The 21,509-nt window shown below is 45.2% G+C and carries 20 protein-coding genes; 15 read left to right on the top strand and 5 right to left on the bottom strand.

Going from position 1 to position 21,509, the window contains the following annotated elements; all coding sequences use genetic code 11:
• Positions 1 to 12 precede the first annotated feature (12 nt).
• The 5 genes from AC3ITG_RS24090 (at position 13) to AC3ITG_RS24070 (ending at position 6,785) form a co-directional block, all read left to right on the top strand.
• The gene (locus AC3ITG_RS24090; RefSeq protein WP_413028461.1) at positions 13 to 174 is read left to right on the top strand and encodes a hypothetical protein; all 162 of its coding nucleotides are present in this window, start codon (positions 13 to 15) and stop codon (positions 172 to 174) included.
• Positions 175 to 584: 410 nt separating this feature from the next.
• Entirely contained in the window at positions 585 to 2,042 is a 1,458-nt protein-coding gene (locus tag AC3ITG_RS24085) for a glycoside hydrolase family 1 protein (RefSeq protein ID WP_489251574.1), read from the top strand.
• 215 nt (positions 2,043 to 2,257) lie between these two features.
• The gene (locus AC3ITG_RS24080) at positions 2,258 to 3,682 is read left to right on the top strand and encodes a glycoside hydrolase family 1 protein (protein WP_489251573.1); all 1,425 of its coding nucleotides are present in this window, start codon (positions 2,258 to 2,260) and stop codon (positions 3,680 to 3,682) included.
• 234 nt (positions 3,683 to 3,916) lie between these two features.
• On the top strand, positions 3,917 to 4,768 hold the full coding sequence (gene licT, locus AC3ITG_RS24075) for a BglG family transcription antiterminator LicT (RefSeq protein ID WP_053781440.1): 852 nt from the start codon (positions 3,917 to 3,919) through the stop codon (positions 4,766 to 4,768).
• A gap of 127 nt (positions 4,769 to 4,895) precedes the next feature.
• Positions 4,896 to 6,785 carry a beta-glucoside-specific PTS transporter subunit IIABC gene (locus AC3ITG_RS24070; RefSeq protein ID WP_489251572.1) on the top strand — a complete coding sequence of 630 codons (1,890 nt, stop codon included), beginning with the start codon at positions 4,896 to 4,898 and terminating at the stop codon, positions 6,783 to 6,785.
• 103 nt (positions 6,786 to 6,888) lie between these two features.
• Here the strand turns inward: AC3ITG_RS24070 and AC3ITG_RS24065 are convergent, their stop codons facing one another.
• Complete coding sequence (locus AC3ITG_RS24065) at positions 6,889 to 7,782, bottom strand: LysR family transcriptional regulator (protein ID WP_076287948.1); 894 nt, start codon at positions 7,780 to 7,782, stop codon at positions 6,889 to 6,891.
• Between the two features lie 184 nt (positions 7,783 to 7,966).
• Here AC3ITG_RS24065 and AC3ITG_RS24060 point away from each other — a divergent pair, with 184 nt between their 5' ends.
• Positions 7,967 to 8,551, top strand: a complete 585-nt coding sequence (locus tag AC3ITG_RS24060) for an ankyrin repeat domain-containing protein (protein WP_449006608.1) — start codon at positions 7,967 to 7,969, stop codon at positions 8,549 to 8,551.
• On the top strand, positions 8,548 to 9,894 hold the full coding sequence (locus AC3ITG_RS24055) for a uracil/xanthine transporter (RefSeq protein WP_489251571.1): 1,347 nt from the start codon (positions 8,548 to 8,550) through the stop codon (positions 9,892 to 9,894). Before AC3ITG_RS24060 ends, AC3ITG_RS24055 begins: the two co-directional genes overlap by 4 nt.
• Before the next feature lie 70 nt (positions 9,895 to 9,964).
• On the opposite strand, the gene AC3ITG_RS24050 is transcribed toward AC3ITG_RS24055, so the two are convergent.
• The gene (locus tag AC3ITG_RS24050) at positions 9,965 to 10,342 is read right to left on the bottom strand and encodes a PilZ domain-containing protein (RefSeq protein ID WP_489251570.1); all 378 of its coding nucleotides are present in this window, start codon (positions 10,340 to 10,342) and stop codon (positions 9,965 to 9,967) included.
• 354 nt (positions 10,343 to 10,696) lie between these two features.
• Here AC3ITG_RS24050 and AC3ITG_RS24045 point away from each other — a divergent pair, with 354 nt between their 5' ends.
• Positions 10,697 to 12,148: a HEAT repeat domain-containing protein gene (locus AC3ITG_RS24045; RefSeq protein ID WP_489251569.1), complete on the top strand. Its 1,452-nt coding sequence runs from the start codon at positions 10,697 to 10,699 to the stop codon at positions 12,146 to 12,148.
• Positions 12,149 to 12,161: 13 nt separating this feature from the next.
• Here the strand turns inward: AC3ITG_RS24045 and AC3ITG_RS24040 are convergent, their stop codons facing one another.
• The 3 genes from AC3ITG_RS24040 to AC3ITG_RS24030 all read right to left on the bottom strand — a co-directional run bounded on the left by AC3ITG_RS24040 (position 12,162) and on the right by AC3ITG_RS24030 (position 14,682).
• Positions 12,162 to 13,211: an alpha/beta hydrolase family protein gene (locus AC3ITG_RS24040; protein ID WP_489251568.1), complete on the bottom strand. Its 1,050-nt coding sequence runs from the start codon at positions 13,209 to 13,211 to the stop codon at positions 12,162 to 12,164.
• Positions 13,184 to 13,525, bottom strand: coding sequence for a GNAT family N-acetyltransferase (locus AC3ITG_RS24035; protein WP_489254523.1), 342 nt, complete (start codon positions 13,523 to 13,525; stop codon positions 13,184 to 13,186). The genes AC3ITG_RS24040 and AC3ITG_RS24035 overlap by 28 nt, the downstream gene beginning before the upstream one ends.
• 344 nt (positions 13,526 to 13,869) lie before the next feature.
• Positions 13,870 to 14,682: a MerR family transcriptional regulator gene (locus AC3ITG_RS24030; RefSeq protein ID WP_489251567.1), complete on the bottom strand. Its 813-nt coding sequence runs from the start codon at positions 14,680 to 14,682 to the stop codon at positions 13,870 to 13,872.
• Positions 14,683 to 14,782: 100 nt separating this feature from the next.
• On the opposite strand from AC3ITG_RS24030, the gene AC3ITG_RS24025 reads away from it, so the two are divergent.
• From AC3ITG_RS24025 to AC3ITG_RS23995, 7 genes are all read left to right on the top strand, one after another.
• Complete coding sequence (locus tag AC3ITG_RS24025) at positions 14,783 to 15,232, top strand: DUF6386 family protein (protein ID WP_489251566.1); 450 nt, start codon at positions 14,783 to 14,785, stop codon at positions 15,230 to 15,232.
• 38 nt (positions 15,233 to 15,270) lie between these two features.
• Complete coding sequence (locus AC3ITG_RS24020) at positions 15,271 to 15,894, top strand: SMI1/KNR4 family protein (protein WP_489251565.1); 624 nt, start codon at positions 15,271 to 15,273, stop codon at positions 15,892 to 15,894.
• Positions 15,895 to 15,931: 37 nt separating this feature from the next.
• Positions 15,932 to 16,258, top strand: coding sequence for a hypothetical protein (locus AC3ITG_RS24015; RefSeq protein WP_489251564.1), 327 nt, complete (start codon positions 15,932 to 15,934; stop codon positions 16,256 to 16,258).
• Between the two features lie 142 nt (positions 16,259 to 16,400).
• Entirely contained in the window at positions 16,401 to 16,949 is a 549-nt protein-coding gene (locus AC3ITG_RS24010) for an RNA polymerase sigma factor (protein WP_489251563.1), read from the top strand.
• Positions 16,939 to 18,081: a DUF4179 domain-containing protein gene (locus AC3ITG_RS24005; RefSeq protein WP_489251562.1), complete on the top strand. Its 1,143-nt coding sequence runs from the start codon at positions 16,939 to 16,941 to the stop codon at positions 18,079 to 18,081. The genes AC3ITG_RS24010 and AC3ITG_RS24005 overlap by 11 nt, the downstream gene beginning before the upstream one ends.
• Before the next feature lie 407 nt (positions 18,082 to 18,488).
• Entirely contained in the window at positions 18,489 to 19,970 is a 1,482-nt protein-coding gene (locus AC3ITG_RS24000) for a methyl-accepting chemotaxis protein (RefSeq protein WP_489251561.1), read from the top strand.
• 253 nt (positions 19,971 to 20,223) lie between these two features.
• Positions 20,224 to 21,447, top strand: coding sequence for a GNAT family N-acetyltransferase (locus AC3ITG_RS23995; RefSeq protein WP_489251560.1), 1,224 nt, complete (start codon positions 20,224 to 20,226; stop codon positions 21,445 to 21,447).
• The last annotated feature ends 62 nt before the right edge of the window (positions 21,448 to 21,509 follow it).

Genomic DNA, 21,509 nt, shown 5'->3' with positions numbered 1-21,509 from the left:
GAGGAAATTTACATGAGTATGAAAGATTTATATCTGGCGGAGTTCAATCAAGGCAGTTGGGACTCATTTGTGCAACTCTTTGAAAAATCATATTTACATGTGGAACCAAAATGGGCTGAATGTGCAGAGCAGCGGGGGATTCCGGCAGATATTAGGCAAGGTTATATTATGTGAAATGGGTGAATATACGCTAAGATGGATAGACATGAAAGTTCCTGCATTGGGAGACGAAAGTCCTGCCAGCTACCTCGAAAGCGGGGATACAAATGCCCTAAGAGCAGCAATTATGCGAATGCCTCGATAACGTCCAAAGGTGGTCAGCGAGTGCATTAAGCGGAAAGTTGATTTTGCAAAAAAGATATGTTACGCTTACATTACAAGAGAAAAACAACCGAATACGCAATAACATCTTTTGATGGATTGTAACTGTGCAGACAGGCAAAACCTAAACTGATGGTGAAATGAAGGCTCTTTTTTTGCGAGCTATTTTACCTTGAGTTTAGGTTTTTCTTGTTTTTTGGCCTGAAATACAGCCGCTGTATTCGGGAAAAACCCAAATAAAATTCGAAAAGAGGTTGTTCGTTATGACCACGGCAAAAAAAGGATTCCCCGAAAACTTCCTGTGGGGAGGCGCTACAGCTGCCAACCAATTAGAAGGTGCATTCGATAAGGACGGCAAAGGTCTCTCTACTGCGGATATGATTGCGCATGTTCCCAAAGAGAAGCGTACAGGCGGACATGCCATGGAAATCTCCTCTACACGAATTGAAGAGATTCTTTCCGGCAAAATTGAAGAACGTTTCCCTAAACGTTTTGGTATTGATTTCTATCATCACTATAAAGAAGATATCGCATTATTTGCTGAAATGGGCTTCAAAGTGTTCCGTTTGTCCATTCACTGGGCACGTATTTTCCCGAATGGTTACGACCAAGAGCCGAACGAAGCTGGCTTGAAATTCTATGACGATGTCTTCGACGAACTGTTGAAATACGGCATTGAACCGCTGGTAACCTTGTCTCACTATGAAACTCCGCTGGGTCTGACACAGAAATACAATGGTTGGGCAGGTCGTGAACTGATTGGGCACTATGTGAGATATGCAGAGACTGTGTTCAACCGTTATAAAAATAAAGTGAAATACTGGTTGACGTTTAACGAAATCAACGTGATGCTGTTTAGCCCGTACACAGGCGGCGGTATCCTGATCGATAAAGTAGACAACCAACTGCAAACGACATATCAAGCGCTGCATCACCAATTTATAGCAAGTGCACTGGTAACCAAGCTTGCACATGAGATTATTCCTGGTTCCCAAGTGGGCTGTATGCTTGCTCGTATGGAAACGTACCCGGCGACTTGTAATCCGGTAGATGTTCGTCTGGCGCAACATGAGAATCAGATTAACCTCTTCTTTACGGATATGCATGCTCGTGGTCAATACCCGAACTACATGGCTCGTTATTTTGAAGAAAACAACATTGTGATTCAGAAAGAAGCAGGCGATGATGAGATCTTGCTCAATAATACCGTTGATTTCATTTCCTTCAGTTACTACATGTCCGTAACCAAATCTGCATCCGCAGACAAAGAAGAAACAACAGGTAACCTGACTGGCGGTGTGAAAAACCCTTATCTGGAAGCTTCCGACTGGGGCTGGGAGATCGATCCGATCGGTCTGCGCGTAACGTTGAATAACTTCTGGGATCGCTACCAGAAACCATTGTTCATCGTAGAAAATGGCCTGGGTGCATATGACCGTGTTGAAGAAGACGGTTCAATTCATGACTCCTATCGTGTGGATTACCTGAAGAAACACATCGAACAAATGAAAGAAGCGATCAAAGACGGTGTGGATCTGATTGGATTTACAGCATGGGGCCCGATTGACCTCGTGAGCATGTCCACGTCTGAAATGTCCAAACGTTATGGTTTCATCTACGTGGATTTGGACGACGAAGGTAACGGAACACTCAAACGTTCGAAGAAAGATTCATTTGACTGGTACAAAAACGTAATTGCCAGCAATGGTGAGCAACTATAATTTGATCTGATTCCTGTATCTTAAACCCGGATCGCTGTAAGTAATTAGGCTATTCGAGGATTGTTACCGCATAAAGCGGGCAAAACCCAACAGAAAGCAGGCTGATCTGAAGCCCTTTTAGTTGCGCAATGTCCGCTTTTTGATGTGTTCACGGGCATAGGGTCAACAGTTTTAACAAAGAATGAGTACAACGTAACCAGAGAGGAATGACAGATATGACAACACCATTTCCGAAGGATTTTCTATGGGGCGGCGCAGTCGCAGCCAATCAGCTCGAAGGAGCCTACAATACAGATGGCAAAGGCCTGTCTGTTCAGGATGTAATGCCCCATGGGATTACGACGCCAAGAACGGAAGGACCGACAGAGGATAACCTGAAATTGATCGGTATCGATTTCTACAACCGTTACAAAGAGGATGTTAAGTTGTTTGCTGAAATGGGCTTCAAAGTATTCCGTACATCCATTGCCTGGTCCCGTATTTTCCCTAAAGGTGATGAATTGGAGCCAAACGAAAAAGGTCTGCAGTTCTATGATGACCTGTTTGACGAGTGCCACAAATACGGGATTGAACCCCTCGTAACGATTTCTCATTATGAGACACCGCTGCATTTGTCCAAAACGTATGACGGCTGGGTTAACCGGAAAATGATTGATTTCTACGAGCGTTATGTAACCGTCTTGTTTAACCGTTTCAAAGGCAAAGTAAAATACTGGCTGACGTTTAATGAAATTAACTCCATTCTGGAAGAACCATTCATGAGTGGCGGCATCTTTACACCAAAAGCGGAACTGTCCAAACAGGATCTGTACCAAGCAATCCACCATGAGCTGGTGGCAAGTGCGCTGGCAGTAAAACTGGGTCATGAGATTATGCCTGAAGCGAAAATTGGCTGTATGGTACTCAGTATGCCAACCTATCCATTGACACCAAATCCGGATGATGTGGTAGCTGCAATGCATGCAGAACAGCGGAATGACATCTTTGCCGATATTCATGCACGTGGCTATTATCCGAAATACATCAATCGTTACTTCAAAGCGAATAATATCAACATCAAGTTTGAAGATGGCGATGCTGAAATTTTGAAACATACGGTGGACTTCATCTCGTTCAGTTACTATGTAAGTATTTGTGAGACAGGTGACCCACAGAAACGTGTTGAAGGCAAAGGAAACCTGTTTGCAGGTGTACAGAACCCTTACCTCAAAGCAAGTGAATGGGGATGGCAGATTGACCCGCAAGGCCTGCGCGTAACGCTGAATAAATACTGGGATCGTTATCAAAAACCATTGTTTATTGTCGAAAATGGTTTGGGTGCAGTCGATGAGCTGATCACAGACGCAAATGGCAATAAAACAGTGAATGATGATTACCGGATTCAATACCTGAATGATCACTTGGTGCAAGTAGGTGAAGCGATTGAAGACGGCGTTGAAGTCATGGGTTATACCTCATGGGGCTGCATCGATCTGGTGAGTGCATCCACAGCAGAAATGAAGAAACGCTATGGCTTCATCTATGTGGACCGTAACAATGATGGATCAGGTACCCTTGATCGTTACAAGAAAAAATCATTCCATTGGTACAAAGAAGTTATTGGTACAAACGGCGCAAGTCTAAAATCCGAAAACCATTAATTTCTAGTTCCAAAGACATATGTGGGCAGCATCTTCTTGTGTCATATTCAAGCACATTAACCGCTTTCACAAAAACATTGTCAGATGGATAATTATATGGTAAGATGGGCCTAAGGCTAATGAATACTGGATTGTTACTGTTCAATCAGGCAAAACCAGAAGCGGGGCATGTGTATCATGACCAGCTTTGGTTTTGCCTTTTACTACTTTGACGGTGCAAGGTGATGTGAAGAAATGAAAATTGAGAAGGTGCTGAACAACAATGTAGTTACTGTGATTGATCCAGGAGGAAACGAACTGGTCGTCATGGGACGGGGCATAGCCTTCAAAAAGCATACTGGTGAAACGATAGACGACAGTCTGGTCGAAAAAATATTCTCATTGGAAAGCAAGGAAGTATCGCAGAAACTGAAAACGCTTCTGTCAGATATTCCAGTTGAATATGTTGAATGCTCGGATGAAATTATCCGTTATGCAGAGACCGTGTTGGGTGAGAAGCTTCATGAGAGCATCTACATTTCACTTACGGATCATATTCATTTTGCCATTGACCGGCATCGTCAAGGCTTGCAGATTCGTAATGCATTATTCTGGGAGATCAAGCGCATGTACCGCAAGGAATATGCCATTGGGCTCAAGGCACTTCAGATTATTGAAGAAACATTGGGTGTCCTGCTTCCTGAAGACGAATGCGCATTCATCGCAATGCATCTGGTCAATGCCCAGATGAACGGTGAGATGAGAGAAACCATCAGCATTACGAATATCGTAAAAGATATACTCAACATTGTACGACGCAGCTTTGTCATTGAGCTGGATGAGGATTCGCTGAGTTATTATCGATTCCTGACACATTTGAAGTTCTTTGCTCAGCGCGTACTACACGGTACAGCGATTGAAGATAAGGAAGCAGATAATCCGCTTCATGACCTGGTGAGCAAACAATATCCTGAGGCACATGCTTGTGCTTGTAAGATTAACGACTATACTCGGAAGATCTATAGCCGGGTCTTATCCAAGGAAGAAATCCTATATTTGACCATTCATATTGAGCGAGTTGTCAGAACTGAACAAACAATTGAATAATTGGGATTGTTACTGCAAAAAAGGCAAAACCTAAACGTTGAATAATGATAAGCTGAAACTGCTTTGTCATTATTCAGTGTTTAGGTTTTTTTTTAACCTTCATTACACATAAAAGGAGCAAAACACAATGGATAAACAACAATTGTCCAAGGATATTCTGAAGCTTGTCGGTGGCGAAGAGAACATCGATCAAGTCACACACTGTATGACAAGACTCCGGTTTAACCTGAATGACAACAAAAAAGCGGACAAAGCGACGCTGAAAAATACACCTGGCGTTATGGGCGTTATGGAGAATGGTGGACAGTTCCAGGTCATTATCGGGAACGATGTGCCTGTTGTGTATAATGCACTTGTAGGCAACATGTCCAAATCCCCTGATGCCAAACCAGCTGCTTCAAGTGGAACAAGTAAAAAGAAAAATCCGCTGAGTGCTGTATTTGACTTCATCTCAGGCGTGTTTACACCAATCCTACCAGCGATCACCGGTGCGGGGATGCTCAAAGGTATTGTGGCATTGCTCCTGACCTTTGGCTGGATCGATGCTACAAGTTCTACGTATATCATTCTGTCGGCAATCGGTGACGGTGCGTTTTACTTCCTGCCGATCATTCTCGGGATTAGTACCGCTCGTAAACTCGGCAGCAACATGTACATCGGTGCGGCCATTGGTGCATCGGTTATGCACCCGACCATTACAGCTTTGCTTGCACCAGGAGAAAATGTATCATTCATCGGTTTGCCAGTTGTAGCAGCGACATATGCATCATCGGTTATTCCGATTCTGATTGCGATCTGGCTGGCTTCTTATGTAGAGAAAGCCATTGATAAAGTTACACATGCATCTCTTAAGTTAATTGTTGTACCTACAGTTACTTTGCTTATTATTGTTCCTGTGATGATGATCGCTGTAGGACCACTTGGCGTTATTATCGGTAATGGTTTGACAGACGGAATTAACTGGTTATTCAACAACGCAGGTTTATTTGCAGGATTGCTTGTGGGCGGTGCATTCTCACTCCTGATTATTACAGGTATGCACTATGCACTGGTTCCAATCATGATCGGTTCTATTGCAACATTGGGATATGATTACCTGATTCCACTTATGATGATGGCAAACTTTGCACAAGCAGGTAGTGCTCTGGGTGTTTCTTTAAAATCCAAGAACAAACAAATCAAGTCCCTGTCTGCATCAACGGGTGTTACTGCGCTTATGGGAATTACAGAACCGGCAATGTACGGGGTTAACATGCGCTTCAAGAAACCATTTGTCGCAGCCCTGATCGGTGCAGCAATTAGTGGAGCGTTCGTTAGTTTCTTCCAAACCAAAGCTTATGTCATCGGTGGTCTGGCAGGTCTTTCCGGGATTCCGATGATTATTGGTCCGACATTTGTATACGCTCTGATCGGAATTATCGTTGCTGTTGTAGTTTCAGCGGTTCTGACGTATATCATTGGATTTGAAGATGTTCCTGAAGCAGTACCAGCTGCTGAGCCTACAACACCAGCAGCAACGACTTCTGCTTCCACAGTAACTGCTGTTGAAGAAACTAAAGCACTGGATCAAGACGTATTTAGCCCAATTACTGGTGAAGTTAAATCACTAAGTGAAGTTCCAGATCCTGCATTCTCGGAAGAGATTATGGGTAAAGGTTTTGCCATCCAGCCGTCGGAAGGCCGTGTGGTTTCTCCAATTAACGGTACAGTATTCTCGTTGTCGAAGAGTGGACATGCCATTGGTCTCGTTAGTGATGACGGCGCTGAAATGTTGATTCACATCGGGATTGATACCGTGAAACTGAAAGGTCAATTCTTCTCGCCTAAAGTTCAAGCAGGAGCGAAGGTTGCCGTTGGTGATGTGCTGATGGAATTCGACCGGGAAGAAATCGAAAAAGCTGGTTACACAACGATTACGCCAGTCATCATTACGAACATGCATCAATATAATTCAATTGAGTCTGCCGGACGTACAACGATTAAGGAAAAAGAATTGTTGTTCACGGCAAAAGCTTAACGAACATCAAAAAGCAGCAGTCTTTCCGGATGGAATTATTCCGGCAAGGCTGCTGCTTTTTAGTATATGGCCGATATTCTTGATGGCCGATGTCTGCTGGACACTATACCGAGCGTGAAGGTAGCAGCTCCTGAACCAATTGCACAAAGTGCTGCGCGGGCTTGGAAAGATGACGATTGCGATGCCACACAAGGGCAGAATCTACGGCAGATTGCGCGTCTTGAATACGATAGATATGAAACGGATGCTCATGATAAAGCTGAAGAACCGTATGAGGCACGATGGAGCTTGCAAAACCGAGTCGTACAAGTTCCAACAACATGTTAATATCCGAGCATTCGCCAGCAATGGAAGGATTCACGTGATGCTCACGGAATTTCTGTAATATCAGTTCGAACATCCCGAGTCCTTCAGTGCTAGGAAGCAAGAGAGGGATATCGGCCAGCTTTTGAAAATAAATCCCACGCTCATCCGCTGACTTCAGCGGTGTGGAGGAAATATAGAAGAGAGCTTCCTGCGGTAGATGCAGCACTTCATATTGCTCTGTTTTGACAGGCATCCGCACACAGGCAAGCTCGATTTTGCCTTCACCCAAGAGCTGGCAGAGCTGTGCAGATTCATTTTGCTGAATTTTATAGGTCACCTGAGGGTGTGTTGTCCGAAACTGCTGGAGCGCCTGCGGGATCAAACGATCTGAAATGGTATTAATGCCAAGCGACAACTTGCCCCGAATACCATAGCGGAAGCTCTGCATCTCCATGACAGCTTCTTCCATGTATTTGGTCATCGTAACCGCATAATCATAGAAGCTTCGACCGGCCTGTGTCAGCTCCATGCTGCGTCCTTTGCGTTCAAATAAAGCTACGCCGAGTTCGTCTTCCATCAGCTTGAGCTGCTGGCTTAAAGGAGGCTGAGCCATGTGTAATCTGCGCGCTGCCGCCGTGATCTGTCTCTCCTCGGCAATCGCGATGAAATAGCGACATTGTTTGATATCCACGTGTGTTCTCCTTATTTGCAGCGATATGTTTTTCATATGGGAAACCAACAAAACATGTATTTTTAATATACTATTATCCTATGTTAACATACATAAGGTTTAAACACTTCTAATCACACATGTAGATTATGATGTATTGAATATATGCCGTGAGGATGACGACAAATTGGAGGGTGAAGGTGCGATGCTGAAAACAATACATGCAGCTGCTGAAGCTGGACATACGGATGATGTGCTGCGGTTTATCGCACAAGGAACCAGAGTGGATGACCGCGATGCGCGAGGACGGACACCTCTGATGGCCGCGGTACATGGCAACAAGCCAGAGACGGCAAGCACACTTATTGAAGCGGGGGCGGATGTGAACATCCAGGATCAACGACTGGATAACATGCTGCTGTATGCCAGTGCGGAAGGTTTGCGTAAAATGGTCGAACTGGCTATAAAAGCAGGTGCTGATACCCGGATTACGAATCGGTTTGGTGGCACAGCTCTGATTCCTGCTTCAGATCGAGGTCATGTCGATATTGTGGAGATCCTTCTGAAATGCACGGATGTGGATGTGAACCATATCAACAATCTGGGCTGGACAGCTTTGCTGGAAGCGGTCATTCTGGGGGATGGCGGCACTCGTCATCAGCAGATCGTAGCATTGCTTTTGCAATATGGTGCTGATCCTTTCATTGCTGACCGGGACGGAGTTACAGCACTTGCGCATGCCCGGAGGCATCATTATAAAGAAATGGAGCGAATGTTAACTCAATCATGAACAGACATCAAGAGCAATCTTTGCAAAATAATATAAAGGGTGCGTCATCGCTTGCATTGGCAGGCATTCAGTGGTTCTTCTTCCTGTTTACCAACACTGTGGTGGTGCCGTTATCCATCGGACATAATTTTCAGCTTTCACAGGAGGCCATTGCTGCGTCGATGCAGCATGCCTTTTTGCTTACTGGGGCTGTGTGTATATTACAGGCGTTCTTTGGACATCGTTATGCCGTGATGGATGGTCCCTCGGGATTATGGTGGGGGCTGACACTAAGCTTAACGGCCTCGGCTTCATCAGCCGGCATGAGTTTGGAACGTATCGGGGGAGGATTGGCTGCGGGTTTTCTGTTAGCGGGTCTGACGATGATGATCCTGGGCGGACTTGGAGCAGCGCATGTGCTTCAGAAGCTGTTCACACCAATGGTCAAGAGTGCGATGTTATTTCTGATGACGATTCAATTGACCATGAATTTCTTCAAAGGCATGATAGGATATACCGAGTTCGGCAATTTTAACCTGCCTGTAGCGGCGTTGTCCGTTGCCATAGCGTTTCTAGTGGCCTTAATCCAGCTTAAGGGAAAAGGCAAGCTCGGTAACTACTCCATCCTGATTGGCATCGTGACGGGGTGGATTGCCTACAGTTTTGTATTCCCTGGACAGCATGCAGGAGCATCCGGTCATCAGAATTTAAACCTGTTTTCCTGGTTTCCGTGGGGGACGCCGAAGTGGGAACCGGGTATTGTCATCACAGCTTTTTTTGTCGGGCTGGTGAATATGACAAACTCCATAACCACGTTAAGCTCTGTCGAAAAAATATATGGAGTGCAAACGTCCAGCCAACAATATAAACGATCATACATGCTTACGGGATTGTTCACCATGTTATCTGCGTGTGTAGGTGTGCTGCCGTTCGGATTATTTGCCTCTTCGATTGGTTTTCTGGAGAGCACCCGTATTCTGAAACGGGCTGCGTTTGTTGTTGGAGCAGGCATGTTATGTATATTAGGACTGACGCCTTCTGTGACAGCCTTTTTCGCACAAATTCCTCCCAGTGTAGGGAGTGCCGTGCTATTTGTTGCCTATTTGCAAATGTTTGGTACAGCTCTAAGAACACTTGAAGGCACCACCTTTAATTCCAAAACAATCTATCGTGTGGCACTTCCGGTTCTTACAGGTGTTGCTGTAATGAACATCCCTGCTGAAGCTTTTCAGGCTCTACCCATGTATCTCATTCCGATCATTAGCAATGGGCTTGTCATTGGAGTTGTGGTGTCACTTTTGCTCGAAACCACAGTGGATTGGTCCAAGATGGACAATACTACGACTGCGACCAAAGCAGCCTGAATAACTAAAATTATTGAAACAGTCCGGTTCACCGGGCTGTTTTTTTGTTAGGTTGGTGCTTCCCGGGTTACTACTTCACCATAATTTTGCCTTGCCCCGCAAGCATTCTCATTTCTCTGGATAAACGCTCATGATTGCCTTGCTTGATCTCCAGCTGTACGCCGTAGTGCCATCGGTTATTCTCTTCTTTGCCCCAGCGCAGCGTTCCTTCCAAATACAAGGGGTCTTCAAAAAGCAGCAAGTTCATGCCGATTCGGATGTTATTGGACTCCACATGTAGATTTAACGGAAATGAAAGCTGACAGCCGGATCGACTGATATCGCATAATTCCGCTTGAATGGGTTTGGGTGGTGCAGAGGCGCCGTTAATGCTGAGAATAAAAATTTCGAACATTATCGGTTCCTTTAAAGTATAGCGAAAAGGTTCTCTTCTAAGGTTGATAGCCATGGTTTCCTCCACAAAATCAAAAAAAGTCAGTTATGATTATATCGTCATTTTTGCTAAAAAAATGAAGAGATTAACCTTGTTTGCTAACACCTTCAATTTTCTAAAGTGCAGCAGGATCAAGGATAGCCCCGAGGTTCCTTTAACCCTTGTGTACGGCTTGATATAATGGTTGGATATGGTTCTGATTTTTCACCTGGATCAGAATGGGAAGGAGCGGATTAGGTTGCGTCAATTTTCTTCGGAATTTCAGGAAAAAATTAATCGATTGGGAACCGGAATGTTCAACAAACAGTTGAACAACTGCGTGAAGTGGGCCTGTCCAGGGTCTATGCAGCAATTCCGGCCATACTACGGATGATGGATAATCGTCATTCAGCCATTAGTCAAGCAGCGGAGCAGGCGGTCGCCACTTTGCTTGCGGTGTGTCCTCTTACGGAACTGGTTTGGTTGAATGAACATGTAAGGGAATGGCGTCCGTCTCCTCTGGAATGGAAGAAGTCTGTCGAACGAGAAATGTGTACCATGGATCTAGCGAGTGCTACCCGACTTTCTGTGTTGACGATGCATTGGAGTGGATACATCAGAGAGGCAGCGGTTCGAAAAATGATCGAGAACGATCAACCGTATACCTTTCCTTATTTGCTGCTTCGTTTAAATGATTGGGTGCCCGAAATCCGTGATTTGGCCAAATTGGCACTCGAGCGCAAGCGCAAGCCCGAATATGCTAAGCTATGGATGGAAAATATCATATTGGTGGAACGACTTCGAATCTGTGGCCGGGATTTGTTCGAGGAGTGGATTGAATCTATTCATAACTTGCTGCGTCAAAAGGAATGCAGGTATGTCATTCATTCGGCAAGGGTATCACCGGATGCCTATATTCGTCGCCTGGCGTTTCGCATATCGGTTGAAGAAAATGGAACAGATAACGGCATGATTATAGAGCAGGCACTGCGTGACGACGATCCATCCATCCGTAGGTGGGCGGCGTGGCGGGTGGATGGCATATTGTCAGGACAGAATCTGAAAGAAGCGCTTCTTCGCATGCAACAGGACAGTATACCTTCAATCCGCCGGGAAAGTCTGGCGTCTTTGGCTACCATGTTTCCTGAGGATGCTAAAGAGATTATAGCGGATCGGCTGTTGGACCCGGACCTCTCGGTAAGGGATACAGCTCGAAGGCACGGGAAGCAATGGATGAAGGGGAGTTATGCGGAGTGGTACCTTGATATGATCTGGAGTGAGGAGCGAGGCCACCTCGCTGCTGCTATTGCCGGTCTTGGAGAGACAGGGGAAAAGGCAGACGCTGAGGTTGTGTTTGATTATGCGCAGCACTCAGTAGTTACTGTAAGGAAGGCTGTCATAAGAGGACTGACGCGGCTAAACCCTTCTTCCTACGGTCCTTATTTTATAAATATGCTGCAAGATCCTCAACCAGGTATTTCGCGTGAAGCCTGCCGAGCATTGATGCGTCATCCTCATCTCATTCCTCCAGATGAAGTCGCAGAGCTGTTGGCAGATAAAGCTGCCAAGCCTCATGTAATCCGAAATGTGCTACGTATCATGTCTGTTATGGATAGATGGACTCAACTCGGTCTCCTACTTCGACTGCTACCAACAGCCCAACCTGAATGGGTGAAGCACACGCTTCTTCGTCAATTACACAACTGGGTTGAATTCCCAAATCGCAGTTATGGCATTAGATTGACCATTGTACAGCTGGAGCGCCTTCATCAATATTTGGAATGGTGTCGATCTGAACTGGACAACGACCTGATCCGTCGGCTGGAGTGGCTTATACAATGAATGTAATCAATCTTTAAGATTTATCCTTAATAGAGTTCAAAAATTGAACAATATCATCCAAATACTGTGCGTCCATTAGTTTTCGTGGCGAGAACAAGGCGGTTGCATAGGTTTTGAACGTAGAATGCACCAGTGAAGAGGGCAGCATCGAATGATCAGCATCCGGTAGTTTGGTTACACTGAGCAGTGATTGTGGAATCATCTGACGATACACGCGCTCTGTCTCTTGAACATCGACATTTATATCTTGACCTCCAAGCACGAGATGAACAGGGCTATGAAACGAAACGAGCCCATCTGTGGCATCCGATTCCACATTGTTGACGATAAACGTCCAGCGCTCCTTGGAAATGAGTTGGTCCTTATTAGCTATGAGTATATATTCATCATAGGTGGCCTTGTTTCGAATCAGCTGCAGAACCTGGTCATTATAGAGCTGCCTTGCAGTGATCTCTTCCTCGGTATATCCCTTCTGGAGCATTTCCTGCCGGGTGTTGTATCTGCCCTGTGTAATCCAGTTGATGGCGGGGGAAACCAAAATGCTAAATGCAATATCCGGATCTTGTTTCACGACGTTTGGAATGACCCATCCAGCCTGGCTGGCACCCCACAAACCAATTTGATCTTGATCAATAGAGGGTTCTTTTCTGGCCCATTCAATGGCGGTTAAGACATCCTGTGCACGATCCTCCATGGTCTGGTCAAGCCAGTTTCCCGAGGAACCGCCAACACCAGGTTTATCCAACGAGAGGGAGGCATACCCCGCCATGGCAAGCTTTTCCCACAAAGGTCGGTATCCACCGTCATAACTGGCATTAATCGGACCATCACCATGTACAAAAACGACAAGGCCAACCTTATCTGAATGCTGTTTGGGTAGTGTGAGTATACCCGTTAATTGTCCATATGAGGTTGGAATGGAGATGCGTGTTTCTTTCATGTTGAATGTGTTCTGAATGAGCAGCCAAGACACAATAGCCAGAATGATGATTGTTACACCGATCAGCCATTTGAAAACTGGGGTCGTAAATAATCTTAGTCTAGGGGGTTGTTGTTTAAACACTGAAATGCCTCCTGTATGTTAGAGATAGGGATCATCATGAAAATCCATTCAGGTTCACGGAACAGGAATTTTCGGGAAATGCTGTTGTGTGATGATTCCACTCTGAAGTTCAATTGTTGGTAAAGACGAATGGCTTGTGTGTTGCTGCTGGATACGTGCAAAGATATATATTTACAATGGAGATGTTGGTTTGCAAACTGCTGAGCTGTAATCAGCAACTGTCTGGCAATCCCACGCTTTCGGTGACTTGAAGCTACAGCCAAATGCTCAATATAACATTCGTGTGGACTTGGCTTATATTCCAGGGCAATCATTCCGACCATAAACATGCAGACATTACGTAGTCCGTATTGCTTGCAAAGCTTACGGAGTGGAATGTGATGGATATCCTTTTTTCTCAGTAGGGGGTTTTTGAGGCACCATTTCAGGCATAGAACCCCGACAACCTGGTTTCCATCCATAGCAATGAACTGTCTACCGGAGGGTGAGTTTCCCTGCTCAACCCATATAGCGCCAAGCAAGCCAACTATTTCCGTTGGGGCGAGCCGAACAAGAGCCTCAAACTTGGTTGTAAAAGAATGGACTATTAACTTTCGGACAGCCAGTTGATGTTGACTTTGATCATCATAGTCCACAATTTGAATTGGAGTCGTGAGGTTCATAATGGGTTCCTTTCTTTCACTTTAGGAGGAGTGACCTCAATTCTGGCCTGAATCTCATAGTGTAATTGATCAGTTCCTAACATGGAGAGATAGGACTTTTCAATCAAAATTATAGGGTCTACCAGCACGTAAGTGGCTTGAAATGCATATTCCTTAAGGTGATGAATTTCCTGGGCAATATTTTCTTCGGATGTCACTGTGAATGATCTGGTTAGATACAACCCTTTTTCAACAAAAGAATCGCTGGTAGCATTAGAAGACGGAACACAGACTGCAACCTTATCTAAGGTATACAAGTAGTGTAAATCAATTTCAAACAATGCAGGTTGATCCGTACGATGCTGATAAAGTACACGGGCATGCAAAGATTCGTTTGGTTGGATGGTGATCCAAGTGGTGAAATGCCGAACAGGAATTTCCTTTATCTCATATGTGGGTATACACTGATCCTGCTGTGATTGGCTGATCCATTCCTGCTGTTCCTGCAATATGCCTTGAATGAATTGTTTCATATGCATTAACGAATCAATCTGTGATTGTACAGCTTGAAGTGAATCGGTTAATAATCGGTTATAGTCATCTGCGGAATAGGAGAGCATGCACTCTTTGATTTGCTGAACAGGGACATTCAGCTTGCGCAATAAAAGAATGTGAGAAAGTTGGTAGATCTCATCCATTCCATACATACGGTAGTGGTTGGTATCCACATATGCCGGGAAAAGTATTTCTTTTTCCTCAAAGTATCGAATTTGATGGATTGAAACATGCATTAATTTGGATAATTCGCTAATCGTAATGTATTTGTTCATTATGCTGGCTCCTGTCTGCTTGAATGGAATAGTTCCACTATAAACCTTAGGTCTGACCTAGGGTCAAGGTGTTTATTTTGAATTAGAAAGGAGAGATAGAATGAACGGGAAGTTTCAGTTCTTCACGGATACGGCAGCACTGTGCCTGTATGATCTGGCGGCGCTAAAACATCGTGTTGAAGATACACCGGACTGGTGGTCTATTGCGGAAGATGAACTGATTGAGGTAAATGCAGGCAACTGTTTGTTTCTGAATCTGGGTGAAGATGGACAGTATGAGGTGACATGGAGTCTGGATGATGCGGGGAAGGAACCGGAGAATGCACAGGTATACCATCTACGTGTCCCTTCCGGTAAAGTGTATCTGGGAGCTGCCGATGATGTCAGTGGGGGTGAGTTGGAGCCCGATGAATCATGCGGCGGCGTGTTGCTCCAGATGGAACCTGGAAATTATGCGTGCGCGATATCAAGGAACAACTACCGAATATGGATTAACATCAAACCCAGTCTGCAAAGCAAAAATAGTTTGAATGACTTGATCCGAATCTGACGTTATAGGTACAACGCGATGGAAGGAGGCTTACGTACATGTACAAGGTACAGTTGGAACGCATACAGGGAAAGTTGAACAAACTCCAGACTCTTGACCCGAAGCGGAATCTGTTTGGGGCAGAGAATCATCAATATGAGATGGCTCCGGTATGGACATTGGACGAAATTAAAGCTTTTGAACAGAAATGGAAGATAGAGCTGCCCGAAGAGTATCAAGCTTTTTTGCTTGTGATTGGAAGTGGTGGTGCAGGTCCTTATTATGGGCTGGAAAAACCTGAGAACGGCATATATTTGGTGATGGATTATGATGATGAGTTGAATGCAATTTCTGAGCCGTTTCCACATGTGGAATCCTGGAATTGGGATGTGGAATGGTACGACGACAGCAAAGAAGAGGACGAGTGGGCAGCGCTTGAACATGAGTATTATGATCCGAAATGGTCGGCAGGGATGCTGCGAATCAGCGATTTTGGCTGCGGCGTGTCGCTTAATTTGATTGTGAAGGGATTGTCCTACGGAGAGATCTGGACCGATGATCGAGCGAACAGTAATGGAATTTATCCGGATTATTATATGGGCAACACGGAGCGGCTGAGTTTTCTGGACTGGTATGAATTGTGGCTGGACCGCTCGATCAATGAATTGAATGAGCAAGAGTAGTAGCTTTTAGCAACTTTTAGATTAAAGGAGGTACCATGTGGGCTGGGAATATGGCATTAGAACAACAAATTCTATCATTTTACCTCGGATTGTGAAGCGACTGGCGGATTCCTTAACCTTCTCTGATCTGTATAAGCTGGAGCATGATGAAGATGGGTTTGCGGTGCTTCAGGAGGGTTCGCCCTGGCCTGAAGCTCTACAAGTCTCGATTGAAGTGGCATCGGGAATGGATGATATTGTGGAGGGAGAGTTGTACATCTATTGTCTGTTCCATACGTGGGGTGACATCGCAGCAAACTGGCTAAGGCAGATGGAAGCAGCTGCGAATCAGGATGATAATGAGCTGGAATGGTTTGAACTTTAAATAATGATGCGGAAATTAATACAAGAGCTTCCTCCTCAAGGATTAGGCGGGGCTTTTTTTGTGATGGAAAATAAATAAAAAACGGTTTGGCTTGTTCATCCGTCTTAAACCACAGAAAGAGAGAGAAGGAGGGGATTGCGGGGTGGAAACCAAAGCCGAGATGAAAAAGATGCTGTTTATACAGAGCGAAGATGAGACGGCATTTGTCCAATCCATTATGGAGCATCAGGAAACGCTGATCTCCATAGCTTACAGTTACCTGCGTAATCGTCATGATTCGCTCGAAGCCGTACAGGAGATGACATGCCGGGCCTGGATCAAGCGTCGCTCACTGAAAAATGAGAAGGCGTTCAAATCATGGATTATACGTATTCTGATCTATGTGTGCATTGATGAACAAAGGCGTCGCAAACGGGCAACACCACTGCCGAGCGAAGGGTTGGAGGAGGCGATATCCGAGTCTGGCAGTGCAGGATGCAGCGACAATAGACTTGCGATGTGGTCCATGCTTGAGAAAATCAAACCCAAATATCGCCATGTACTACTGCTGAAATACTATAATGACATGACGTCGATTGAGATTGCCTCCATTCTCGGCAAACCGGAGGGCACCATCAAAACCTGGCAGCATAAAGGGTTGGAACTGTTACGGAAACAGATGAAGAACAGGGGGGATTGGCATGACAACTAGTCCGGAGGAACAGGCACTTTTCGCAGATGCTTCCCAGGTTAAGCTGGAGAGACAGCAATTAAATCCGGCGGACACGGCCTTTGCCATTCAGCGAGGTCTGGCAAAGGCAAGAACTCGGCGAATGACAGGTCATGTGCAATTAAAGTGGATCACGGCGGTGCTCGTAACAGCTCTGGCAGCCGGTTGGCTGCTGATGGGTCCACTTGGCGCTTCTACACCACAACAGGCAATGTACAGCCCGCCTGCACAGAATTGGGGAGTTCTTGAACCTTTTCGGGAGTTGGCTGGAAAAGATGGAGACGGCAACACGATTTCATCCGCAATTAACAATGGTTATGTGCAGCTCGTGAATCGTTCTGTGAAATCAGGAATATATCAGTTAACCGTCAATGCAGTGATGGCGGATGAAAACAAGATGATCGTATTGTACACAGCCCAGACGGATGCTTCCCAGGAGATATATTCGGTGAACCGTTCCAGGGCAACTGACATGCTGACCAATCATAAATTTGAGGATAGTAATGCGGGGGGAGTGCAAGCACCCAAAGGAAACCATATCATATATGGTCGAACTGCGATTAACCTCAAACAAACTGATGCATTTCCTGAAAAGTTAATGCTCGACTTTCAAATCGTCTCCCTCGATCCAGGGAAGATTGCAGACCCAAAAACAGGGACAAAGCGACCTGAAATGCGATATTCAGATCTGATGAATATCTCTTTTGACTTAGACCCCAAATTTTCGGTTCCCAAGACGGAAATTATAAAACTTAATCAGTTATTTACGATTGACGGCCATGAGGTGATGTTATCCCAAGTCGAGATGTCTCCACTCATTATACGAGCCAAACTTGTCTATGAACCCAATAAAAAGATTGATTTCCAAACCAAACAATCTATAAGTGAATCAGTACATCCTTACGAGATTGTATCTATAACCAAGAATGGTAAGCAGACCAAGCTTTTAATGTATCAAGGTAGCGGAACAGAAGACGGGATGATTTTATACTACAGCAGCAATATGTTGGACGATCCTCAATCGCTTATATTGAAAATACCAACTGAACCGGGCAAAGTTTACGATGATTTGCAGGAAGCTGAGAAACACAAGCTGGAATTGAAAATCAAATAGGATTCAGAAGAAGGGCGATACAAAGTCATGGTTTTTGCAGATGACTTTGTGTCGTCTTTTCATTTATCTTATACCGGGACTCCTGTTGCAAAAAAAGGTTGAATTTGCAATCTGAACGATCAGGATTCAACATAACGTTGGTAGGCAAGCGGCCGGATTTTTACTATGAAGAAAACCAAATAAAATATCTGAAATATTAGTACATATTATATTCCTTCATATATTAAAAATTTATAATAAAAATCCGATATATATTAAGTGTGTTTTCATGTTTATGAAGACCTAATGTACTATAACAAAGCCCTAGGATTTTGCGATTTAACTATAAGCAAGGACCATAGACTGATAAAAAATAGTACAGAAATGTTTCACCATCGTATTTAATTGATAAAAAGGACGGGAAATTCATGAATCGTTATGATGAAATCATCTGGAAAAGGAACAAGCTGATTTGTATCATCCTGTGGGTTATTGTTGCCATCGGTTTTGGTATGGCCTTTCTGGAACCCAAGCTGCTTGTTTCGAGTGGGGTAGCTATTTTATTCACCGGTTGGGTAACGTACGCCAATATCAAAAAGAAGTATATTCATGTGATCCCGTGGCTCTGTACACTCCTGATTACAATCTGTGGCGTCTATGCAGGCTGGGGAAGTGTTAACATCACTTTAAGTCTGGTTATCACTTCAGTGTTATTGCTCTATCCCGACAAAAAACTGTTCACAACCGGATTTCTCGTGTTGCTTGCTATTAGTATTCTTCAGGTTGTTCTGGTGCAAACAAAGAGCTCCGAGGAGTTTATTGGCCATATTGTTGATGTAGGATTGTTTGCACTTACCGGAGCTATTCTGATGATGGTTTCCCAGTTGAATCAAAGACTCTTTTGGGATAGCGAGGCCCGTTGGCAAGAGGTGGAGCATTCCAAATTGAGAGTGGAAACAATGCTTGTTAGGGTCAAAGAATCTGTAGAGGGCCTATCTCGTTATACGGACCAACTGAAGCAAAAAGTAACCGACACCGGCTCCATTACCCATGAAGTGACGCTGGGATTCAGTGAAGTGGCCAAAGGCGTTGAATTCCAGGCTACTAGTGTAGCAGAAATTTCAGAGTCCTTGTCCTTGTCGGATCAGCATATTCGCGATGTTGCTTCCTATTCACTTCAGATGAAAGAACTGTCAGCCAGCATGGCAACGAGCACGGAAACAGGCAGTGCACAGATGGATCAACTGAATGTTCAGATGCAGGAGCTGTATGAAACGATTAATACCACAGCCGATGATATGAGCAAGTTTAACGAGGAAAGTGAGTCCATGTCTCTAATGCTTAACAGCATCTCGGATATTGCGAACCAGACGAATCTGCTTGCGCTCAATGCAGCGATCGAAGCAGCCCGTGCAGGTGAACATGGACGCGGGTTTGCAGTCGTGTCGGAGGAAGTTCGTAAGCTGGCAGAACACTCCGGCCATTCGGCTAGTGATATTGCTGCTATTTTGTCCCGTTTGAGAGGACAGACACAGGCGTTGATGGATCGATTTGGGCGTATTCGACTCGCTTTGGAAGCAGGAAAAGACAGTGTGCAAACGGCAGAAGAAGTTTTCCGTACGATCAACAGCAATTCTCAGCAAGTATTGAATCAGGCCGCAGATATTGAGATCAGTTCAGTCACCATGAGGGAATCCTCTACAAGAGTGGTTAATGAGGTTTCGGAGATTTCAAGTGTGACCCAGCAATCGAGTGCCGCTGCGGAAGAAATTCTTGCCAGTATGGAAGAACAGCGCAATCTGACCCAGAAGATGGTTGACAGCTTCGGAGAACTGGAGCAATTGATTGTGGACCTGAACGAGTTGGTATCGGACAAGAACGAGGTACGTTCTACTACTGATACGCTGTAAAATAAAGCAGGCTGAAGCTGGCTTACTGCATCGGAATCACCTAATCACACCAATTTATATTCGAAGTTCAGTTACTAAGCCTGTCTCCAAGCATGATGTGGGGGCAGGCTTGGTTGTTTTTTGGATGGGATGATCTCTCTGGCTGTTGAAAACGAAACAATTGTGGATGTTCATCCAGGCCCACTATAATGGGAAGAAGAATTTGTGGAAAAACGATTGATGCAGGAAGTTTGGGCAATTGGGGGAGCAGAACGTGAAGAATGCAGTAAAGGAAAAAAGGTCGGATAGCCACGATCGTACAGATCCAGCGAAGAATGAAAGAAGCGATAGTCGCGTTCGTTTCTATGATCGGAATTCGCTCGAAGATATGGACTGGCCTAACACCGAGGATGCTAGAGATGCAAGAGCGTATTTGGAACCTATGATGTTACAAGGGACACGGGACTTCATTATAAATGTTAACACAACCTTACTCATTGCTCGAATTGACGATCTAGTGCTTCCGTTGACGGTAAATGATGCAGAGTATGAAAATTCTTACGTTTGTTCGCCTTATACGCATTATGTGCGGTATGCCAAGCAGGAGTTGATGCTGCTTCGGAAACCGTTGCTGGAAAAAGGGCTTTTCGCGCTGCTCAGTGTGGTGGGGTGGGGGATGCGGCAATCACAAATAAACAAAGTTGTACATATCAACAACTGGCTGTTATCAACAAACCTGTATCCTGCCATGTCAGGAGAGCAGGCGGTTTGTCTGCTTGCAGCAGTAAGGGAACGTTATCCTGAGCATGCCGTCGTATTTCGTTCCTTGTGCACAGGGCTTCACTCTGATCTGACGGGAGAGCTGAAGCAAGTAGGCTGTCAACTAATTCCGAGCCGGCAAATCTATCTGTACCGGGCGAATGATCCAAATTTCGGCAATGCGAAGTCGCGCTGGCTACTGAAGCGGGATTACGAATTGTTGACCAAACATGGATATGAATTCGTTTCCGGAGCGAATCTGACGGAGGAAGATACTCCGCGAATCGCGGAGTTGTATAGGCTGCTATACCTTGAAAAATACTCTTATGATAATCCGCAATTCAGTGAACAGTTCATTGCGACAGCAAAAGCTTCGGGAGCGCTGACCTTGTATGGTCTGCGGAAGGAAGGGCGCATAGATGCGATTATGGGATACTTCTGTCGAAATGGGGTGATGACAACGCCGTTGTTCGGTTACGATACGGCGCTACCCCAGTCCATCGGGCTGTACCGCATGCTGTCAGCTTGCCTGATTGGACAGGCCCGTGAGAACGGCCATCTGTTGCATGAGAGTGCTGGTGCTGCGCAGTTCAAACGCAACCGTGGCGCTGTGTCGGATTTCGAGTATTCTGCCGTGTATGAGCGCCATCTGCCAATGAGCAGACGCCGGTGCTGGCTGCTGCTTGAACGGATTTTGAATCGCGTAGGTGTGCCGCTGATGCGTCGGATGAAGCTGTAAACATGCACAACAGTGCGCTGACGCCGTCCTATGTGGGGTGCGCGTGCAGGTTTGGATCCACA

This window comes from Paenibacillus sp. GL_099_B, assembly GCF_057835695.1.
The sequence above is the reverse complement of the archived record's forward strand: the minus strand, read 5'-3'. Positions and strand labels throughout refer to the sequence as shown.